Raw genomic sequence first — 14576 nt, 5'->3', positions numbered from 1 at the left:
GCGATCTCGGCGCCCGGGCCGCGGCGGCCCGCGGGCGTGGTGTCCGGGGCGTCAGGAGTCGCCGAACTCCTTGCGGAGCTGGTCCTGGATGGCGGGGCGGGGGGTCTCCACCGCCAGCTCCGGCGGCATCCAGGGCTCCGGCTCCTCCCACCCGCGCAGCATCGCGGTGTAGCGGAACACGAACGCGACCGTGAACGCCGCCAGCGTCGAGGACCACACACCCCAGTGCAGCCAGGCGAAGCACGCCACGTAGACGACCGACGCGAGCACCGCCGTCCCCACGAACCACTCGCCCCGGATGAACTGCTTCGGCGTGACGCCGCAGGTCAGGTCGATGATGAACCGCCCGGCCGTGGCGCCGACGACGCCGATCACCACCGCCGTGAGCAGCGGCAGCCCCGCGTCGAGGGCTTTGCCGGCGCCGATCACGGCGTACCAGGGCAGGGAGAGCGACGTCGCGAACTGGAACAGGCCCTCGCGGAACTTCTGGCCCGCGTTGTATTCGATCCGCATCGCGAGCAGGGCCGCGAGGATGGTCAGCACGAGGTACATCGGATTGAGCAGCGGCGCCGGGATCTGCATCAGCAGCACGTCGCGGCTGATGCCGCCGGCGACGCCGCCCATGACGGCGAAGATCAGGATGCCGACACGGTGAAGTGCTTGTAGTGGTCGGGCCGCCGCACGAGCAGCGCCGCGTTGAAGGCGTTGGTGGTCGCCGCGATGAGGTCGATGATCGTGAAGTCGCCGAACGTCCAGTCGGTCCAGGGGTTGGCGAGCATGCCCTATTGCATCATATTTGTCCGACTGCGATGCGGCGCTTCGCGGCGAAGTCCGGCCGGTCGGTGATGAGCACGTCGATCCGCGGATCGCGCAGGCACCGCTCGATCTGCGCGTCGCCGTTGACGGTCCAGACCATCGTGGTCAGCCCGGCCCGCGCCGCTCGCCCCAGCAGCGCCGGTGCGAGCCGCCGGTGCAGCGCCACGCCCGAGGCCCCGCACGCCGCGACCCGGCGCAGCGGCCAGGCGTCGTGCACCTGCCTTCCCAAGGACAACGCGGTGGGTACGCCGGGAAAACCCCGCGTGATCCGCGCGATCGACTCGTCGGCGGTGGTCGTCACCACGAACCCGTCCTCGCTCATCAGGGAGATCGCCATCTGGACCAGCCGGTCCTCGTACCCCGACTCCTTCAGGTCGATGTGCCCGCGAGCGCGACCCGCCAGACCGGCCATGACCTCCTCGCAGGTCGGGACGTCCGTCCCCGCCACCGCGCAGAGCTCGGCATAGGTGAGCGCCCCGACGGCGGGCCCCCGCCTGCCCCCCACCCGCGGATCGTGATGGCAGACCAGCACCCCGTCGCCGCACCGCCGCACGTCGAACTCGACCAGCTCAGCGTGCTCAGCGGCGGCAAGAAGCTCGCCGACCCCCATCGTCCGCCCGTAGTGCGCCGAGATCTCCACCACCCTGAACTTTAATGCTGGACACGCCGCGGGATCTGCAACAAACGTCAGGATCGTTTAGCGCGAAGTCGATCCTGACCTTTGTGACGCTTTTCGCGGCGTGTCCAGCATTAAAATTCAGGAGGTGGGCGCTCTACGGGGCGCGGCGCTGCAGGTGGGACTGGTAGAGGACGATGCTGCCGGCGACCGCGGCGTTGAGGCTGCTCGCGGCGCCGCCGATCGGGATGCGGACCACCTCGTCGCAGGCGTCGCGCCACGCGGCGGACATGCCGGTCGTCTCGTTGCCCACGACGATCACCAGCGGACCGGTGAGGTCGGCGTCGGCGAGCTCCACCGTCGCCGACTCGTCGGTGCCGATCAGGCGGACCGGTGAACCGGACTCGCGCAGCCCGGCGAGCCAGCCGGCGACCCGGGTGGGCGCGTCCACGCGTACCGACGGCATGGAGAAGATCGAACCGGTGCTGGCCCGGACCGTCGCGGGGTCGTAGACGTCGGCGGCGTGGCCGGTGACGACGACGCCGCCCGCGCCGAACGCGTCGGCGGAGCGGATCAGCGTGCCGAGGTTGCCGGGGCTGCCGGGCCGGTCGAAGACGACGACCGGGCCGCCGTCGACGCGGATCTGCTCGATGTCGTCCTCGGGCATCGTCACGACCGCGATCAGCTCGGGCGTCTCCTCCCGGCCCGACAGCTCGTCGAGCAGCTCGGGGGCCATCTCGACCAGGTCGCCGCCCGCCTGGGACAGCTGGTCGTCGGCCCAGCGCGACAGCCGCCGGCCCCCGGGGTAGAGCAGTGCCGCGAACTGCCAGCCGTGCTCGGCCGCGAGGCTGATCGGGCGTACGCCGTGGACGAGGAACTGCCGGTGCCGATGCCGGGCGTTGCGATTGGTGAGCAGCGACTGCCACTGCTGGAACCGGGCGTTTCGCACGGTCACCCGCACTGTCGTGGAACCCATCAGGACAGTATGCTGCCCGAACCCCACACCCTGGAGATCACCCATGCCGGTCCTCATCGCGTACGCCGTCGTCGCCGTCGCCAACCTGATCAGTGCCGGAGTCGAGAACGACGTCGTCTTCTGGATCACCAAGCCGCTGCTGATGCCGCTGCTGGCGCTGTGGCTGTGGCGGGCGGCCCGGGGCAGCGCGGTGCCGGTGCGCGGGTTCACCGCGGCGCTGGCCTTCTCCACGGCGGGCGACATCGCCCTGCTCGGCAGCGGCGACCTGTGGTTCCTCGCGGGCATGGTCTTCTTCCTCGGTGCGCACATCTGCTACATCACCACCTTCGTCCGGCACGGTGCGCTGGCCCGGCTGCGCCGCTGGCCGGTGCTGGCGGTGCCGATCGGCGTCGCGGTGCTGCTCGGCGCCGCGCTGATCTGGTTGTGGCCGGGGCTGGCGGAGATCGGGCTCGCCGTGCCGATGACCGCCTACGGGCTGGCGCTGGCGACGACGGCGGCGACGTCGTCGGCGTTCGGCTGGCGGACCGGCCTGGGCGGGCTGCTCTTCCTCACCTCGGACCTGCTCATCGCCGTCGACGCGGCGGGCGCCGCCGAGCTGCCCGGCCCGCCGATCTGGGTGATGCTGACCTACCTGGCCGCACAGACGTTGCTGGCGTTCGGGTGGTTGCGCTACCAGCGGGCCCGGACTGCCAGCGTGCTTTGAGGTTGAGCGCACATCCTGTGAAGATGTCCGATACCCCAGACGAAGAAGGCACCGCGACACCGCCACCGGCCGCGCCGGTGGAGCCGACACCAGCTCCGGCACCGGCGCCCGCGCCCGCGCCGGCGACCAGGGGACTCCTGCAGAGCCGGCCGCTGCAGTTCACCGCCGTGGGCCTCGTCGGCCTGCTCATCGGCTGCGCGGTCGGCGGCGGCGTGGTGGCGCTCGTGAGCCACCACGGCGACCGGCACGAGCGGCAGCACAACCAGCGTTTCGACAGGGGTCCGCGCATCGTGGACCAGCGCGAACGGGGTCCGCTGCGGCAGCAGCCGCCGCAGACGCGCCGCTTCCCGCTGCCGGGCCCTCCGGGTGCTCCGGGAGCACCGGCTCCGGTGCTGCCCACGGCGCCGCCGACGCCGCAGCCCACCAGCTGAGAACGTCGTGGTCCCCGGCGCGCCTGCCGGGGACCACGACGCGCGTCAGATCCGCCGGGCCAGCGCCAGGTCCGTGGTGATGTCGAGCCCGATCGTGCCGCCGCGGGCGTCGATCACCCGGGCCACCTCGGCGAGTACGCCGTCGAGCTGCTCGGTGTCGAGGATCCGGTAGTGCGAGATCGACGCCAGCAGGTCCACGTAGTCGGCGGTCGTGTAGGTGCGCTCGCCGGTGTAGTAGCGGATCTCCAGATCGGTGAAGCGGCTGTCGTCGACGAGGTCCAGGCTCTGCCACTCCTGGTCGAAGGCGCCGGTCCGCTCCGCGCGCACCTCCTCGGTGCGGCGGGCGTGCGGGGTGAACCCGACCGGCACGCCATGCCGGGTGTCGACCGCCGTCAGCGCTTCGAGCAGCGGCTGGTCGGTGGTGGAGAAGCTGTTCCAGAACAGGGCGAGCGCACCGCCCGGTGCCAGCGCCGCGTGGGCCAGGTCCAGGCGCCGCGCGGGGTCGACCCAGTGCCAGGACTGGGCGGCGTAGAGCAGGCCGAACTCGCGGTCGGGCTGCCACGACTCGAACGGGGTCACGATGACGCGGGCCGCGCAGTTGCGGCTGAGCGCCTCGGCCATCCGCGGATCCGGCTCCACACAGGTGATGTCGATCCCGTGGGCGGCGAAGGCCACCGTCGCCTTGCCCGTCCCGGCGCCGACCTCCAGGGCGGGACCGGGTCCGGCGAAGGCGATCACGTCGGTGACGAGCGCCGCCGGGTAGTCGGGCCGGGCGTTCTCGTAGGCCTGCACCACCTCGCCGAAGACCCGGCTGCGCTGGCGCGGCTCGGTCGCGTCACTCACAGATCTGCCAGGTCTCATCCGGCCGGACCAGGACGAAGGTCTGGGTGAAGATGGTGCCGTCGGCCTGGGTGGCCTTGACGGTGACCCGTGCCGACACCCTGCCGTTGATGTTGCTGACGCTGGTGCCGGTGATCTCGTGGCCGGTGATCTTCGGCCGCGCCGACTGGGTCCGGACGAAGGTCTCCTCCGAGATCCTCCGCTGCACCTGGTCGCAGTAGCGGGCGTAGGCCTGCGGGTAGGCGCCGGCCTCGATGTCGTCGATGAACGCGTCGGTGGCGTCGTTGGCCGGTCCCGTCGCCTCGTCGATGCCGCGGTAGAGCAGGTAGCCGCCGATGCCCAGGCCGCCGCAGCACAGGACGAGCACGATGCCGACGATGATGAGCACGGTGCGCAGGGTGCGCTTGGGCTTGGGTGCTTGCGCGGTCGGTGGAGGTGTGAAGGAGTCCGGGGGCGGGCTGTACGACATGGCCCGAACGGTAAACCCCGGCCGCAAGATTTTCCCGGCGGCCGGGCGGCTGGGAGGATTTCTCGCATGACGGATGCGGACGTGGTCGTCGTCGGCGGTGGCATCATCGGCGTGAGCTGCGCCTACCACCTCGCCGCGGCGGGAGTGCGGGTCACGCTGGTCGAGCGCGACACGCTCGGCGCCGGCTCGACGAGCAAAGCCGCCGGCGGGGCGAGGTCCGCGTACACCACCCGGGTCAATCTGGAGATGGGCCTGCACGGCATCGGCGAGTACGCCGGGTTCCGGGCCCGCTTCGGCCAGGAGATCGATTTCCACCGGATGGGGTACCTCTTCCTCATCGCCGACGCCGCCGACCTGCCGGAGTTCGAGCGGTGTTCGGCGCTGCAGCGGGAGTACGGCATCCGCAGCCACATCATCGGGGCCGAGGAGGCGCAGCGGATCTCGCCGCTGATCTCCACCGACGGGATCGTGGCGGCCCTGTGGTCGCCCGACGACGCGAAGGCGACGCCGGACGCCGTGGTGCAGGGGTATGCGAGAGCCGCCCGGGGCCACGGTGCGCGGCTGCTCACCGGGGTCGAGGTGACCGGGATCGAGCTCGACGGCGGTGTGGTGCGCGGTGTGCGTACCGGCCGGGGTCTGATCACGGCCGGGACCGTGGTAGTGGCCGCCGGTGCCTGGAGCGGCGCGGTCGGTGCGATGGCCGGGGTCGACCTGCCGGTGGTGCCGATCCGGCGGCAGGTGGTCTTCACCGGGCCGGTCGACGGGCTCGGCGAGACGCCGCTGACGATCGAGATGCCCACGACGCTCTACTTCCACCGCGAGGGTCCGGGGCTGGCGGTCTCCTATTCGGACCACGACCGGGCGCCGGGTTTCGACACCCGCTACGAGCCGGGGGAGTGGCTCGACCGGCTGGTGGAGCTGATCGGGCGGCGCGCACCGGCCATCCTGGACGCCGGCATCCGGTCGGCCTGGGCGGGCCTCTACGAGGTGACACCCGACCACAACCAGATCATCGGGGAGGTGCCGGGGATGTCGCGGGTGCTCTACGCGGCGGGCTTCTCCGGGCACGGCTTCCAGATGGGGCCGGCGGCGGGAGCGGCGATCCGCGACCTCTATCTCGGAGCGCCGCAGGCGATCGACATCTCCTCCCTCGACGTCCGGCGCTTCCGCGGCGGCATCGCCCTGGCGGAGCACAACATCGTGTGACGTTCCCATCCCACCCCTTGCGACCTGGGTGTTTTCCTCAGGAGTAGCGGACGTTGTGCCGGAGGCTGGCATCCGTCGATGCTTGACCGGTGTCGGGAGGATCCCGAACGCCACGGGGGGATACGTTGATGTCTGGATACCATCTCGGCTCGATGGCTGGCACCGCACCGCGGTGACGACCTTCCGGGTCCTGGGACCGCTTGCGGCCCACCGGGACGGAACAGCCGTCCCGCTCGCACCCTCACTGCGCCGGCTGCTCGCGGTCTTCCTCAGCCGGCCCAACCGTCCGATCCCCGGCCCCGCGCTCGTCGAGGAGCTGTGGGCGGGCCGCACGCCGGCGAACGCCCACAAGGTCATGCAGGTCTACGTCCACCGGCTGCGGCGGACCCTCGTCGACGAGAGCCTCATCGGCCACGGTGCCTCCGGCTACGTGCTGCGGGTCGCCGAGGGCGACCTCGACTCGCTGCGCTTCGGCGCGATGGTCGAGCGCGCCGAGGTCGCCTTCCGCCGCGGTGAGCTCGCGAAGGCCGCGGAGCTGCTGGCCGGCGGGCTCGCCCTGTGGAGCGGCGACCCGTTCGCCGACGCCCGCGACACCCCCGCCGTCGAGGACGAGTCGCGGCGGCTCATCGAGGCCCGCGTACGCGCACACGAGATCCACGGCGACGTCCTGCTCGCCCTCGGCCGGCACGTCGAGGCGGTCACCGACCTGGTGGCGCTGACACGGTCCCTGCCGATGCGGGAGCGGCTGCGCGGGCAGGCGATGCTGGCCCTGCACCGGTGCGGCCGCCGGGCCGAGGCGCTGGAGCTCTTCCGGGAGTGCCGGGCCACCCTCGCCGAGCAGCTCGGCATCGAGCCGGGTGCGGAGCTGCAGATCCTGCACCGGGCGATCCTGCGGGGCGACCCCGTGTTCGGCGGTCGGGTGGCGGCGCCGCCGCGCAACGTGTGGCAGCACGGCGCCGATCGCCGCGGTGGCGGGCAGGTCGCGAGGTGGGAGGCGGCGGCACCGCCCGCGAAGCGGGGGTTCCTGCGCAGAGCCGGTTGATGTGCGCAGCCGCTCCACTGTGACACGGTGGGGAGCGGCACATCCCGCGTACACCACGGAGTCTCATGAGTGAAGCACCGCTGCGCTTCCAGGCGGCCCGCACCGGCGTCGGACCTCTCACCTGGGGGCAGATCGCGATCTGGGACGTCTTCGCGTGGCTGCCGCCGGGTGACGCCTCGCTCAACCTCTCCGCCCGCTGCGACGTGCCGGCCGGTGCGGACCTCGACACGGTCCGCACCGCGCTGCGCGTGCTGGTCGAGCGGCACGACTCGCTGCGCTCGGTCTACTACGACACCCCCGACGGACCCCGGCAGGAGGCCCGGGGCAGCGGCGAGATCCCGGTCGAGGTGCACCGGGACGCCGACGAGGAGGAGGTCGCGGCGCGGCTCGTGGCGGCCGCCTTCGACAACGCGACCGACCTGCCGCTGCGGGTCGCCGTGCTCTGCCGCGACGACCGGCCGGTCACCCTGCTGCTCGCCCTGAACCACATGGCGCTCGACGGCTGGAGCCTGCGCATCGTCCTGGCCGACCTCGACGCCCTGCTCGCCGGTGCCGAGCCGGGCCCGGCGGGGCAGCAGCCGTTGGAGCGGGCCGCCTACGAGGCCTCCGCCGAAGGGCGGCAGCGGGAGGCGAAGGCGCTCGCGTTCTGGTCCGAGCAGCTCGCCGAGATCCCGGACCGCATGATCGCCAGCGTTCGGGGCGATCGCGCGCCCGACTTCGTCTGGGCCCGGATCGAGTCCCCGGCGCTGGCACTGGCGACGAGGGCGCTGGCGATCCACGGTGGAGTCGCGCCGTCGGTCGTGCTGCTGGCCGCGTCGTCGCTGCTGCTCGCGGCGTACGCCGGGGAGAGCGAGGCGGCGCTGCGCACGATCGTCGCGACCAGGTTCCACCGTGAGAGCCGCGACCTCGTCGGTGCCTTCAACCAGAACGCGCTGTTCCGGCTCGGCATCGCCGACGAGAGTGTCGCGGCGTTCCTGCGCCGGGCGGTGCAGGCGGCGCTCAACTCCTACTGGCACTGCGAATACCACCCGCGCGCCCTGGACGCGCTGGTGGCGGCCGCGGCCGAGCGGCGCGGCATCACCCCGGACGGGTACTGCTTCTTCAACGACGTCCGCTTCGCCCCGGCGGAGAAGATCAGCCGCCGGGCCGATCCCGCCGCCGCGGCCGCCGCCGTCGCCACGATCCCGGGCCTGCTCGGCGCGACCCGGATCACCGGCTGGGCGCCGCCCAACACCCCCAAGGGCGCCAACCTCTTCCTCTACCTGCACCGCCTCGACGAGAGCGCGACGCTGGCGCTCTGCGTCGAGCGCGGGTTCCTCGAGCCGAGGGGGCCCGCCGACTTCCTCGGCGACCTCGAACGCCTCGTCACGATGGCGGCGCTGGGCGAGGACTCCGTCCGCGCGCTCTACGACGCGTTCCGCAGCGCCTGACCGGGCTCCGGACGCACCAATGGGCGGGAAACGAGCTTTCGCAAGCTTCCCGCCCAGGCGGGGAACGGGGTGCGGTCCGTGTCCCCTGCTCTCCCCAGGCCCGCCTCCACCCCCTGACAGGCGGTGCGGGAGGAGATGTCTGCCCCGTGCTATTCGAAGACGAAGGCCGGCCTGACGTAGGCCGTCTCACCCATCAGCGCGGTGGTGTCGAACTTCGCCGGGTTGTAGCCGGCGCGCCGCAGCACATTTGTGCAATTGCGGCGGGCGCTGCAGTCGCCCAGGCGCCGTCGGCACGCGGCGCAGGTGCCGGTGCCGTCGTCGTGATGCTCGGCGAGAACCTGAACACAGAGATCGATGAGCCCGGCGGGGAAGGGCAGGCGGCTCACGAGGCCGCCGCGGTGGCGCGTCGACGGCGCAGACCGGCGAGCGCCTGCCAGTAGCCCGACATCGTCACCTGCTCGCCGAGCGCGGTGGCGAGGCCTTGCCTGGCCAGGTCGTCGCCGGCGCACGGGGAGGCCTCACCGCACTCTGGACACGGTTGTCCGGACGGGCCACGATGGGCTAGGTAGAGCTCGTGAGCGATCTGCCACACGCCCGGATCGGTGCAACCAGCAGGGGGTTCAGCGGGCGGTTCACCGTGCTCCACGGCGGACTCCACTGTGGTCGGGTCGACCATCGCGGCACCTCCTCGAGATCCATCCCCGTCAGCGTCGCAGACGATTTACGCAACTGCAAGAATCGGCTGCCCAATTTAACCGGTGGCGGCAGGAATATGACACGGTTGGGGGAGGTGTCACCCGTGTCCGGGTACCTCAGAGTGACGGCGTCGACACTAAGATGGCGGCTAACTCGGGAGGAGTGGCCATGGCCAGCGGAAATCCCACGGTCCGGCGGCGACGGCTCGGGCTGATCCTGCGGCTGATGCGCACGGACGCCGGGCTCACCGGCGAAGAGGTCGGCAAGCGCCTGGAGCGCTCCGACTCCTGGGTGAGCCGGGTCGAGACGGCCCGCCAGGCGCTGCGCCCCCGCGACCTGCGCGACCTGCTCAGCCTCTACGGCGTCACCAACCCCGACATCCACCGCGAGCTGGAGATGCTGGCCCGCGACTCCAAGGAGCGGCGCTGGTGGAGCCACTTCGGCTCGAGCATCACCGGTCCGTACGCCAGCTACATCGGCTTCGAGGACGAGGGCACGTCACTGCTCTGCTTCGACGCGGCGGTGATCAACGGCCTGCTGCAGACGGAGGAGTACGCGAAGGCGCTCAACAGCCAGGCGATCCCGCGGCTGACGGCGGAGGAGTCGGACCGGCTCGTCGAGATCCGGCTGACCCGCCAGCGCCGACTCGTCGGCGACAAGCCCCTCAAGCTCTGGGCGGTGATGGACGAGGCCGTGCTGCGGCGCTGCTTCGCCGGGCCGGAGGTGCAGCGCACGCAGCTGCTGCACCTGGTCGACGTCACGCTTCGCAGCCCGCATGTCTCGATCCAGATCCTGCCGCTCGTCCACGCGCTGCACCCGGGCATGACCGCGAGCTTCACCATCATCGAGTTCCCGCCGCCCGATCAGCCCATCGTCTTCAACGAGGCGGTCAACGGCATGTCGGTCGAGGACGACACCGACGCACATCGTTATCGGCTTGTCTTCGACGAGCTTCGCGCCGCGTCACTCAGCAAGGCCGAATCCCTTAAGCTCATTCGCGACATGGTCCACCAAATCGTCTAACCGAATGAGATGGAGCAAGCGTGAGGGCCCTGAACCACACCTGGCGGGTAAGCACCCGCAGCGGCACCAACGGTGCGTGTGTCGAGGCGCGGTACGCCGATGAGCAGGTTCACCTGCGCGATAGCAAGGACCGTGAGGGCGGACAGCTCGCCTTCAACGCCGGTGACTGGAGTGCCTTCATCGAGGGCGTCAAGGCCGGCGAGTTCGACCTCACCACGTAAGTAGGTAGACGCCGACGGCCACAGGTGCGGGGCTGTCGGTGTGGTGTTGGTAAACCGCGTTGGTCGAGTCGTGATCAGCGGCTAACCTCCGTGGTCATGACCTCTGAGATCGATCCCGTCGCCCATAACCGTCTCGCTTGGGACATCCAGGTGGACCAGGAGGACGAGTGGTCTCGGCCTGTCTCGTCCGACGTGATCGAACGAGCGCGGAACGGCGACTGGTCGGTGGTGCTCATCGGCTACCAACCAGTCGACCCGTCATGGTTTCCGCCGCTCGTCGGCGCCGACGTCCTGTGCCTCGCCTCCGGCGGCGGCCAGCAGGGTCCGACCCTCGCCGCGGCCGGCGCCCGGGTCACCGTCTTCGACAACTCCCCCAAGCAGCTCGGCCAGGACGAGTTCGTGGCGCGGCGCGACGGGCTCGACCTGCGTACCGTCCTGGGGGACATGCGCGACCTGAGCGCCTTCCCCGACGCCGGCTTCGACCTCGTCTTCCACCCGGTCTCGAACCTGTTCAGCCCGGAGCTCGCGCCGGTCTGGCGGGAGTGCTTCCGGGTGCTGCGGCCGGGCGGAACGCTGCTCGCGGGGTTCCTCAACCCCGACCTCTACCTCTTCGACAGCGTCCTGCTGGACAAGACCGGCGAGATGGTCGTGAAGCACAAGCTGCCCTACAGCGACGTCACCCACTACACGGCGGAGGAGCGCGCGGAGCGCTTCGGCGCCGACGCGCCGCTGGAGTGGAGCCACAGCCTCGCCGAGCAGATCGGCGGGCAGCTCGCGGCGGGGTTCCTGATCAGCGGTTTCAGCGAGGCGCCGCACCACGCCGACGGCACGAAGGACCACATGCCCGGCTACTTCGCCACCCGCGCGATCAAGCCGCTCTGACCCGCCCCGGGCTGGCCGCGCGGTCAACCCGGGGCGTTTTGCAGCAAAGCGTGGCCTCGCGAAGCGAAATGGCCACGCTTTGCTGCAAAACGTGACGGGGGCTCAGGCCAGGGACGCGCCGCTCCGGGCCGGGCCGCTCCCGGCGCGCGGGGCCTAGAGCTCGAAGATCAGGCAGGTCGAGGTCGCGTGGGCGATCAGGCGCCCGGCCTCGTCGGTGAGCTGCGCCTCGGCGAGCGCGGTCCGCCGGCCGCGCGAGATGACCCGGCCCTCGCAGCGCAGCAGGCCGGAGGCGACCGACGCCGGCCGCAGGAACTTCGTGGTCAGATCCAGCGACGTGTACGACGTACCGGCGGGCAGGGTCGTGTGGACCGAGCAGGCGGCGGCGGTGTCGAGCAGGGTGGCGATGACGCCGCCGTGCACCCCGCCGAGCGGGTTGTAGTGGAACTCCTGCGCCCGCATCGTGACCGCGACCCGGCCCTCCTGCGCCTCCATGCTCTCCATGTCCATCAGGCGCATGATCGGCGGGGCGGGCAGCCGTCCGGCGATCATCTCCTGGATCAGCTCCAGCCCGCTGAGCTTGGCGACGGCCGCGAAGTCGACTCCGAACGGGTCGTCCCAGGTGAAGGTGCGGGTCCTCGGCTCGGAAGGACTCTGAGTCTGCGTCATGAACTCAGCCTCGCACCGGCTTGCTGAGTCTGTCAACAAGACCTAGCGTGGTGTGATGCACCCACCCGCGCTGGACTGGTCCGTCGAGAACTGCACGGTCGCCCGGGCCATGGGGATCCTCGGCGAGCGCTGGACCTTCGTCGTGCTCCGCGAGGTCTTCAACGGCGTGCGCCGCTTCGACCAGATGCGCGAGCACACCGACATCCCCCGGCAGGTGCTCACCAACCGGCTCGCGATGCTGGTCGAGCGGGGTGTGCTGCACCGGCACCCGTACCGTCCGGCGGGCGAGCGCGAGCGCCACGAGTACCGGTTGACGCCGAAGGGGTTCGACCTCTACCCGGTGCTCGTAGCGATCTGGGAGTGGGGCGACCGCTACCTCGCCGACCCCGAGGGCTCGCCGGTCGAGATGGCCCACCGCGACTGCGGCGCCCCCGTCCGCACCCGTCTGACCTGCGCGGACGGCCACGACATCGACTCGCCGAGGGACGTCGTCGCCCGCCCCGGCCCCGGCGCGCACCGCCGCATCCCCGCCGCCGGCCGGCCTACGACGGTCGCGGCGGCGTGACCCCGGCCGCCCGGGCGGCCGACGACCACGCGGGACGGCCGACGACCAGGCGCAGCAGCGCGACCGCGGTCTGCCGGACACCCGGCGCGTGGCCCAGCGCGACCGGGGCCACGGAGTGGCGCGCCTGGCGTACGCGCAGGGCCCGGTGCAGGGTGCGGAAGACGAGCGGCGGTTCGAGCTGGATCGCCTCGCCGTCCAGCCCCACCGCGACCGTCGCCGACGAGTCCACCCGGAACTCGGCCGCCGACCAGGTCAGCACCGCGTGGCGTACCACCGGGGGGTCCTGCGCCCGAGCGCGGAGCGCGAACAGGCCGAGCTCGCCGGTGTCGAGACTGGGCCGGGTCCCCAGCCCCACCGGCGTCACCACTGCGTAGGGGTTGTTGGCCACGAGCACCACGTCCGCCGCGCTGAACGCCTCGTCCTGCGGCCCGACGAAGTGCAGGTCGAATCCGGTCGTGTCGGCGCCGATGAGGTCCGGCAGCATACCCGCCGTGGTGGCGAACTTCATCGCGCGGTAGTCCTCGGACTGCACGATCGTGGCGTAGGCGCCCATCGACGCGTTGTTGACGAAGACCCGGTCGTTGACGATGCCGAGGTCGATGCGGCGCTCGACGGCGGGGCCGAAGGCGTCGAGCGCCGCGACCGGGTCCTGCCGATCGAGCCCGAGATCCAGCGCGAAGTGGTTGAAGGTCCCCGCCGGTACGCAGACGAAAGCGACGTTGTGCCGCCGCGCGACATCGGCGACGAGCGCCTGCGAGCCGTCGCCGCCCGCCACCCCGATCGCCGAGGCGCCCGCGGTGATCTCGCGCTCGGCGATGCCGCGCAGGTTGTCCCGCTCGCCCAGGACCACGGTCCGGATACCGCGCTTGCGCGCCTGCGCCTGCAGGTCGGTGTGCTCGACCGTACCGCCGCCGGAGAGCGGGTTGAGCAGCAGCACCGGCCGGTCGGCGCGGCCCACCGCGACCATGCCCGGCGGCAGCGCCTCACCGAGCCCGAGCGGCCGGTGGCGTCCGATCGCGGCCCGCGCCGCGAGCGCCGACGCGACCGTCAGGCTCACCACGATCCCCACGCCGACGAAGCCCTTCGCCCCCAGCAGCAGCACGGAACCGGCGAGCGCGAGCACCGCGACCCCGAGGCTCACCGCACGCCGCACGCCGCGGTTGATGAGCGCGGTCCAGGCCGCGAAGACCGCCACGAGCAGCGCCGCGATCGCGCCGATCAGGACCAGGATCTGATTGACCAACAGGTACGCCAAGGTCGCCACCGCCAGCACCAGGGCGGTCAGCGCCGCGAGGGCGTAGATCCGGCTGATGAGCGATGGCTTCTGCGCGGAAGGGTCCACCGCCGTAGTCTCGCAGGATGGATGCCCCGCGTCATCACCGTCCGGTAACGCTTGCGTCGTCTCGTGCCCGCCGGTCCCTGCGCGGCCGGGCGGCCGCGATCGTCGCCGAGATGGACCAGGTCGATCGGGTGGTCTACGCCGCCGTCGCGGGCACGAGCACACCCAACCTCGACATCGGGATGCGAGGGCTCTCCACGGCGGCCAACTACTCGCGGCTGTGGTTCGGCATCGCCGGCGGGCTCGCCCTGGTCGCCGGGGCCCGCGGGCGGCGGGCGGCGCTCGCCGGGACCGCGGCGATCGCGCTGACGTCGGCGGTGGTCAACCTTGCCGTGAAAACGACCGTGGTGCGGGGGCGACCGGACCGGGCGGCAGCTGCGGTGGCGGCGTCGCGGCATGTGCGGATGCCGGTGTCTACGTCGTTCCCGTCGGGGCACTCGGCTTCGGCGTTCGCGTTCGCCACGGCGGTGGGGGATGTGCTGGTCCCGGCCTCGGCGCCGCTGCACGCGCTGGCGGCGGGGGTGGCTTATTCGCGGATCCACACCGGGGTGCACTACCCGGGGGACGTGGTGGCGGGGTCGATGATCGGGTCGGTCATCGGTGCCGCCGTCGGCCGGCTGGTCCGGCGTTTCCCGTAGTGGCTCGCGGAGAGCCG

Annotated in this window: 20 protein-coding genes; 10 read left to right on the top strand and 10 right to left on the bottom strand. The window is 71.8% G+C overall.

Annotated elements, in window-relative coordinates; genetic code table 11:
• Window positions 1-51: 51 nt before the first annotated feature.
• From F4553_RS09985 to F4553_RS09970, 4 genes are all read right to left on the bottom strand, one after another.
• A complete protein-coding gene (locus tag F4553_RS09985) occupies window positions 52-624 on the bottom strand; it encodes a trimeric intracellular cation channel family protein (RefSeq protein WP_184834750.1) in 573 nt (190 codons plus the stop codon).
• Window positions 625-635: 11 nt separating this feature from the next.
• Complete coding sequence (locus F4553_RS09980) at window positions 636-779, bottom strand: hypothetical protein (protein ID WP_184834748.1); 144 nt, start codon at window positions 777-779, stop codon at window positions 636-638.
• Between the two features lie 11 nt (window positions 780-790).
• The gene (locus F4553_RS09975; protein ID WP_184834746.1) at window positions 791-1456 is read right to left on the bottom strand and encodes a glycerophosphodiester phosphodiesterase; all 666 of its coding nucleotides are present in this window, start codon (window positions 1454-1456) and stop codon (window positions 791-793) included.
• A gap of 133 nt (window positions 1457-1589) precedes the next feature.
• Window positions 1590-2408: a TrmH family RNA methyltransferase gene (locus tag F4553_RS09970; RefSeq protein ID WP_184834744.1), complete on the bottom strand. Its 819-nt coding sequence runs from the start codon at window positions 2406-2408 to the stop codon at window positions 1590-1592.
• 43 nt (window positions 2409-2451) lie between these two features.
• Here F4553_RS09970 and F4553_RS09965 point away from each other — a divergent pair, with 43 nt between their 5' ends.
• Window positions 2452-3111, top strand: a complete 660-nt coding sequence (locus tag F4553_RS09965; protein WP_184834742.1) for a lysoplasmalogenase family protein — start codon at window positions 2452-2454, stop codon at window positions 3109-3111.
• A gap of 23 nt (window positions 3112-3134) precedes the next feature.
• Entirely contained in the window at window positions 3135-3542 is a 408-nt protein-coding gene (locus F4553_RS09960; RefSeq protein ID WP_184834740.1) for a hypothetical protein, read from the top strand.
• Window positions 3543-3587: 45 nt separating this feature from the next.
• Here F4553_RS09960 and F4553_RS09955 read toward each other — a convergent pair whose 3' ends face one another.
• Entirely contained in the window at window positions 3588-4385 is a 798-nt protein-coding gene (locus F4553_RS09955; RefSeq protein ID WP_184834738.1) for a class I SAM-dependent methyltransferase, read from the bottom strand.
• A complete protein-coding gene (locus tag F4553_RS09950; protein WP_184834736.1) occupies window positions 4378-4851 on the bottom strand; it encodes an Rv0361 family membrane protein in 474 nt (157 codons plus the stop codon). Before F4553_RS09950 ends, F4553_RS09955 begins: the two co-directional genes overlap by 8 nt.
• A gap of 66 nt (window positions 4852-4917) precedes the next feature.
• Between F4553_RS09950 and F4553_RS09945 the strand changes: the two genes are divergently transcribed.
• The 3 genes from F4553_RS09945 (at window position 4918) to F4553_RS09935 (ending at window position 8529) form a co-directional block, all read left to right on the top strand.
• Window positions 4918-6057, top strand: coding sequence for an NAD(P)/FAD-dependent oxidoreductase (locus tag F4553_RS09945; protein WP_184834734.1), 1140 nt, complete (start codon window positions 4918-4920; stop codon window positions 6055-6057).
• A gap of 172 nt (window positions 6058-6229) precedes the next feature.
• Window positions 6230-7099 (top strand): AfsR/SARP family transcriptional regulator, encoded by an 870-nt coding sequence (locus tag F4553_RS09940; RefSeq protein WP_184834732.1) that lies wholly within the window; start codon window positions 6230-6232, stop codon window positions 7097-7099.
• Window positions 7100-7164: 65 nt separating this feature from the next.
• Complete coding sequence (locus F4553_RS09935; protein WP_184834730.1) at window positions 7165-8529, top strand: condensation domain-containing protein; 1365 nt, start codon at window positions 7165-7167, stop codon at window positions 8527-8529.
• Between the two features lie 149 nt (window positions 8530-8678).
• On the opposite strand, the gene F4553_RS09930 is transcribed toward F4553_RS09935, so the two are convergent.
• A complete protein-coding gene (locus tag F4553_RS09930) occupies window positions 8679-8915 on the bottom strand; it encodes a hypothetical protein (RefSeq protein WP_184834728.1) in 237 nt (78 codons plus the stop codon).
• Window positions 8912-9205 (bottom strand): hypothetical protein, encoded by a 294-nt coding sequence (locus F4553_RS09925; protein ID WP_184834726.1) that lies wholly within the window; start codon window positions 9203-9205, stop codon window positions 8912-8914. Before F4553_RS09925 ends, F4553_RS09930 begins: the two co-directional genes overlap by 4 nt.
• A 188-nt stretch (window positions 9206-9393) precedes the next feature.
• On the opposite strand from F4553_RS09925, the gene F4553_RS09920 reads away from it, so the two are divergent.
• The 3 genes from F4553_RS09920 (at window position 9394) to F4553_RS09910 (ending at window position 11351) form a co-directional block, all read left to right on the top strand.
• Window positions 9394-10248: a helix-turn-helix domain-containing protein gene (locus F4553_RS09920; protein WP_184834724.1), complete on the top strand. Its 855-nt coding sequence runs from the start codon at window positions 9394-9396 to the stop codon at window positions 10246-10248.
• Window positions 10249-10268: 20 nt separating this feature from the next.
• The gene (locus tag F4553_RS09915) at window positions 10269-10469 is read left to right on the top strand and encodes a DUF397 domain-containing protein (protein ID WP_184834722.1); all 201 of its coding nucleotides are present in this window, start codon (window positions 10269-10271) and stop codon (window positions 10467-10469) included.
• A gap of 96 nt (window positions 10470-10565) precedes the next feature.
• Window positions 10566-11351: a class I SAM-dependent methyltransferase gene (locus F4553_RS09910; RefSeq protein WP_184834720.1), complete on the top strand. Its 786-nt coding sequence runs from the start codon at window positions 10566-10568 to the stop codon at window positions 11349-11351.
• 153 nt (window positions 11352-11504) lie between these two features.
• On the opposite strand, the gene F4553_RS09905 is transcribed toward F4553_RS09910, so the two are convergent.
• The gene (locus tag F4553_RS09905; protein WP_184834718.1) at window positions 11505-12017 is read right to left on the bottom strand and encodes a PaaI family thioesterase; all 513 of its coding nucleotides are present in this window, start codon (window positions 12015-12017) and stop codon (window positions 11505-11507) included.
• Between the two features lie 55 nt (window positions 12018-12072).
• Between F4553_RS09905 and F4553_RS09900 the strand changes: the two genes are divergently transcribed.
• Complete coding sequence (locus F4553_RS09900; protein WP_184834716.1) at window positions 12073-12582, top strand: winged helix-turn-helix transcriptional regulator; 510 nt, start codon at window positions 12073-12075, stop codon at window positions 12580-12582.
• On the opposite strand, the gene F4553_RS09895 is transcribed toward F4553_RS09900, so the two are convergent.
• Window positions 12560-13924, bottom strand: a complete 1365-nt coding sequence (locus F4553_RS09895; protein WP_221469840.1) for a diacylglycerol/lipid kinase family protein — start codon at window positions 13922-13924, stop codon at window positions 12560-12562. The two genes, F4553_RS09900 and F4553_RS09895, sit on opposite strands and share 23 nt — an antisense overlap.
• A gap of 110 nt (window positions 13925-14034) precedes the next feature.
• Here F4553_RS09895 and F4553_RS09890 point away from each other — a divergent pair, with 110 nt between their 5' ends.
• On the top strand, window positions 14035-14559 hold the full coding sequence (locus tag F4553_RS09890) for a phosphatase PAP2 family protein (protein WP_221469839.1): 525 nt from the start codon (window positions 14035-14037) through the stop codon (window positions 14557-14559).
• Window positions 14560-14576: the final 17 nt, after the last annotated feature.

Origin of the sequence: Allocatelliglobosispora scoriae (assembly GCF_014204945.1) — a bacterium.
GTDB classification, from domain to species: domain Bacteria; phylum Actinomycetota; class Actinomycetes; order Mycobacteriales; family Micromonosporaceae; genus Allocatelliglobosispora; species Allocatelliglobosispora scoriae.
The sequence above is the reverse complement of the archived record's forward strand: the minus strand, read 5'-3'. Positions and strand labels throughout refer to the sequence as shown.

Excerpts from the sequence above, each read along its gene's own strand:
- F4553_RS09985 (WP_184834750.1), bottom strand. The coding sequence starts at position 624 with ATGGGCGGCGTCGCCGGCGGCATCAGCCGCGACGTGCTGCTGATGCAG.
- F4553_RS09980 (WP_184834748.1), bottom strand. The coding sequence starts at position 779 with ATGCTCGCCAACCCCTGGACCGACTGGACGTTCGGCGACTTCACGATC.
- F4553_RS09970 (WP_184834744.1), bottom strand. The coding sequence starts at position 2,408 with ATGGGTTCCACGACAGTGCGGGTGACCGTGCGAAACGCCCGGTTCCAG.
- F4553_RS09965 (WP_184834742.1), top strand. The coding sequence starts at position 2,452 with ATGCCGGTCCTCATCGCGTACGCCGTCGTCGCCGTCGCCAACCTGATC.
- F4553_RS09960 (WP_184834740.1), top strand. The coding sequence starts at position 3,135 with ATGTCCGATACCCCAGACGAAGAAGGCACCGCGACACCGCCACCGGCC.
- F4553_RS09950 (WP_184834736.1), bottom strand. The coding sequence starts at position 4,851 with ATGTCGTACAGCCCGCCCCCGGACTCCTTCACACCTCCACCGACCGCG.
- F4553_RS09945 (WP_184834734.1), top strand. The coding sequence starts at position 4,918 with ATGACGGATGCGGACGTGGTCGTCGTCGGCGGTGGCATCATCGGCGTG.
- F4553_RS09935 (WP_184834730.1), top strand. The coding sequence starts at position 7,165 with ATGAGTGAAGCACCGCTGCGCTTCCAGGCGGCCCGCACCGGCGTCGGA.
- F4553_RS09925 (WP_184834726.1), bottom strand. The coding sequence starts at position 9,205 with ATGGTCGACCCGACCACAGTGGAGTCCGCCGTGGAGCACGGTGAACCG.
- F4553_RS09920 (WP_184834724.1), top strand. The coding sequence starts at position 9,394 with ATGGCCAGCGGAAATCCCACGGTCCGGCGGCGACGGCTCGGGCTGATC.
- F4553_RS09910 (WP_184834720.1), top strand. The coding sequence starts at position 10,566 with ATGACCTCTGAGATCGATCCCGTCGCCCATAACCGTCTCGCTTGGGAC.
- F4553_RS09905 (WP_184834718.1), bottom strand. The coding sequence starts at position 12,017 with ATGACGCAGACTCAGAGTCCTTCCGAGCCGAGGACCCGCACCTTCACC.
- F4553_RS09900 (WP_184834716.1), top strand. The coding sequence starts at position 12,073 with ATGCACCCACCCGCGCTGGACTGGTCCGTCGAGAACTGCACGGTCGCC.
- F4553_RS09890 (WP_221469839.1), top strand. The coding sequence starts at position 14,035 with ATGGACCAGGTCGATCGGGTGGTCTACGCCGCCGTCGCGGGCACGAGC.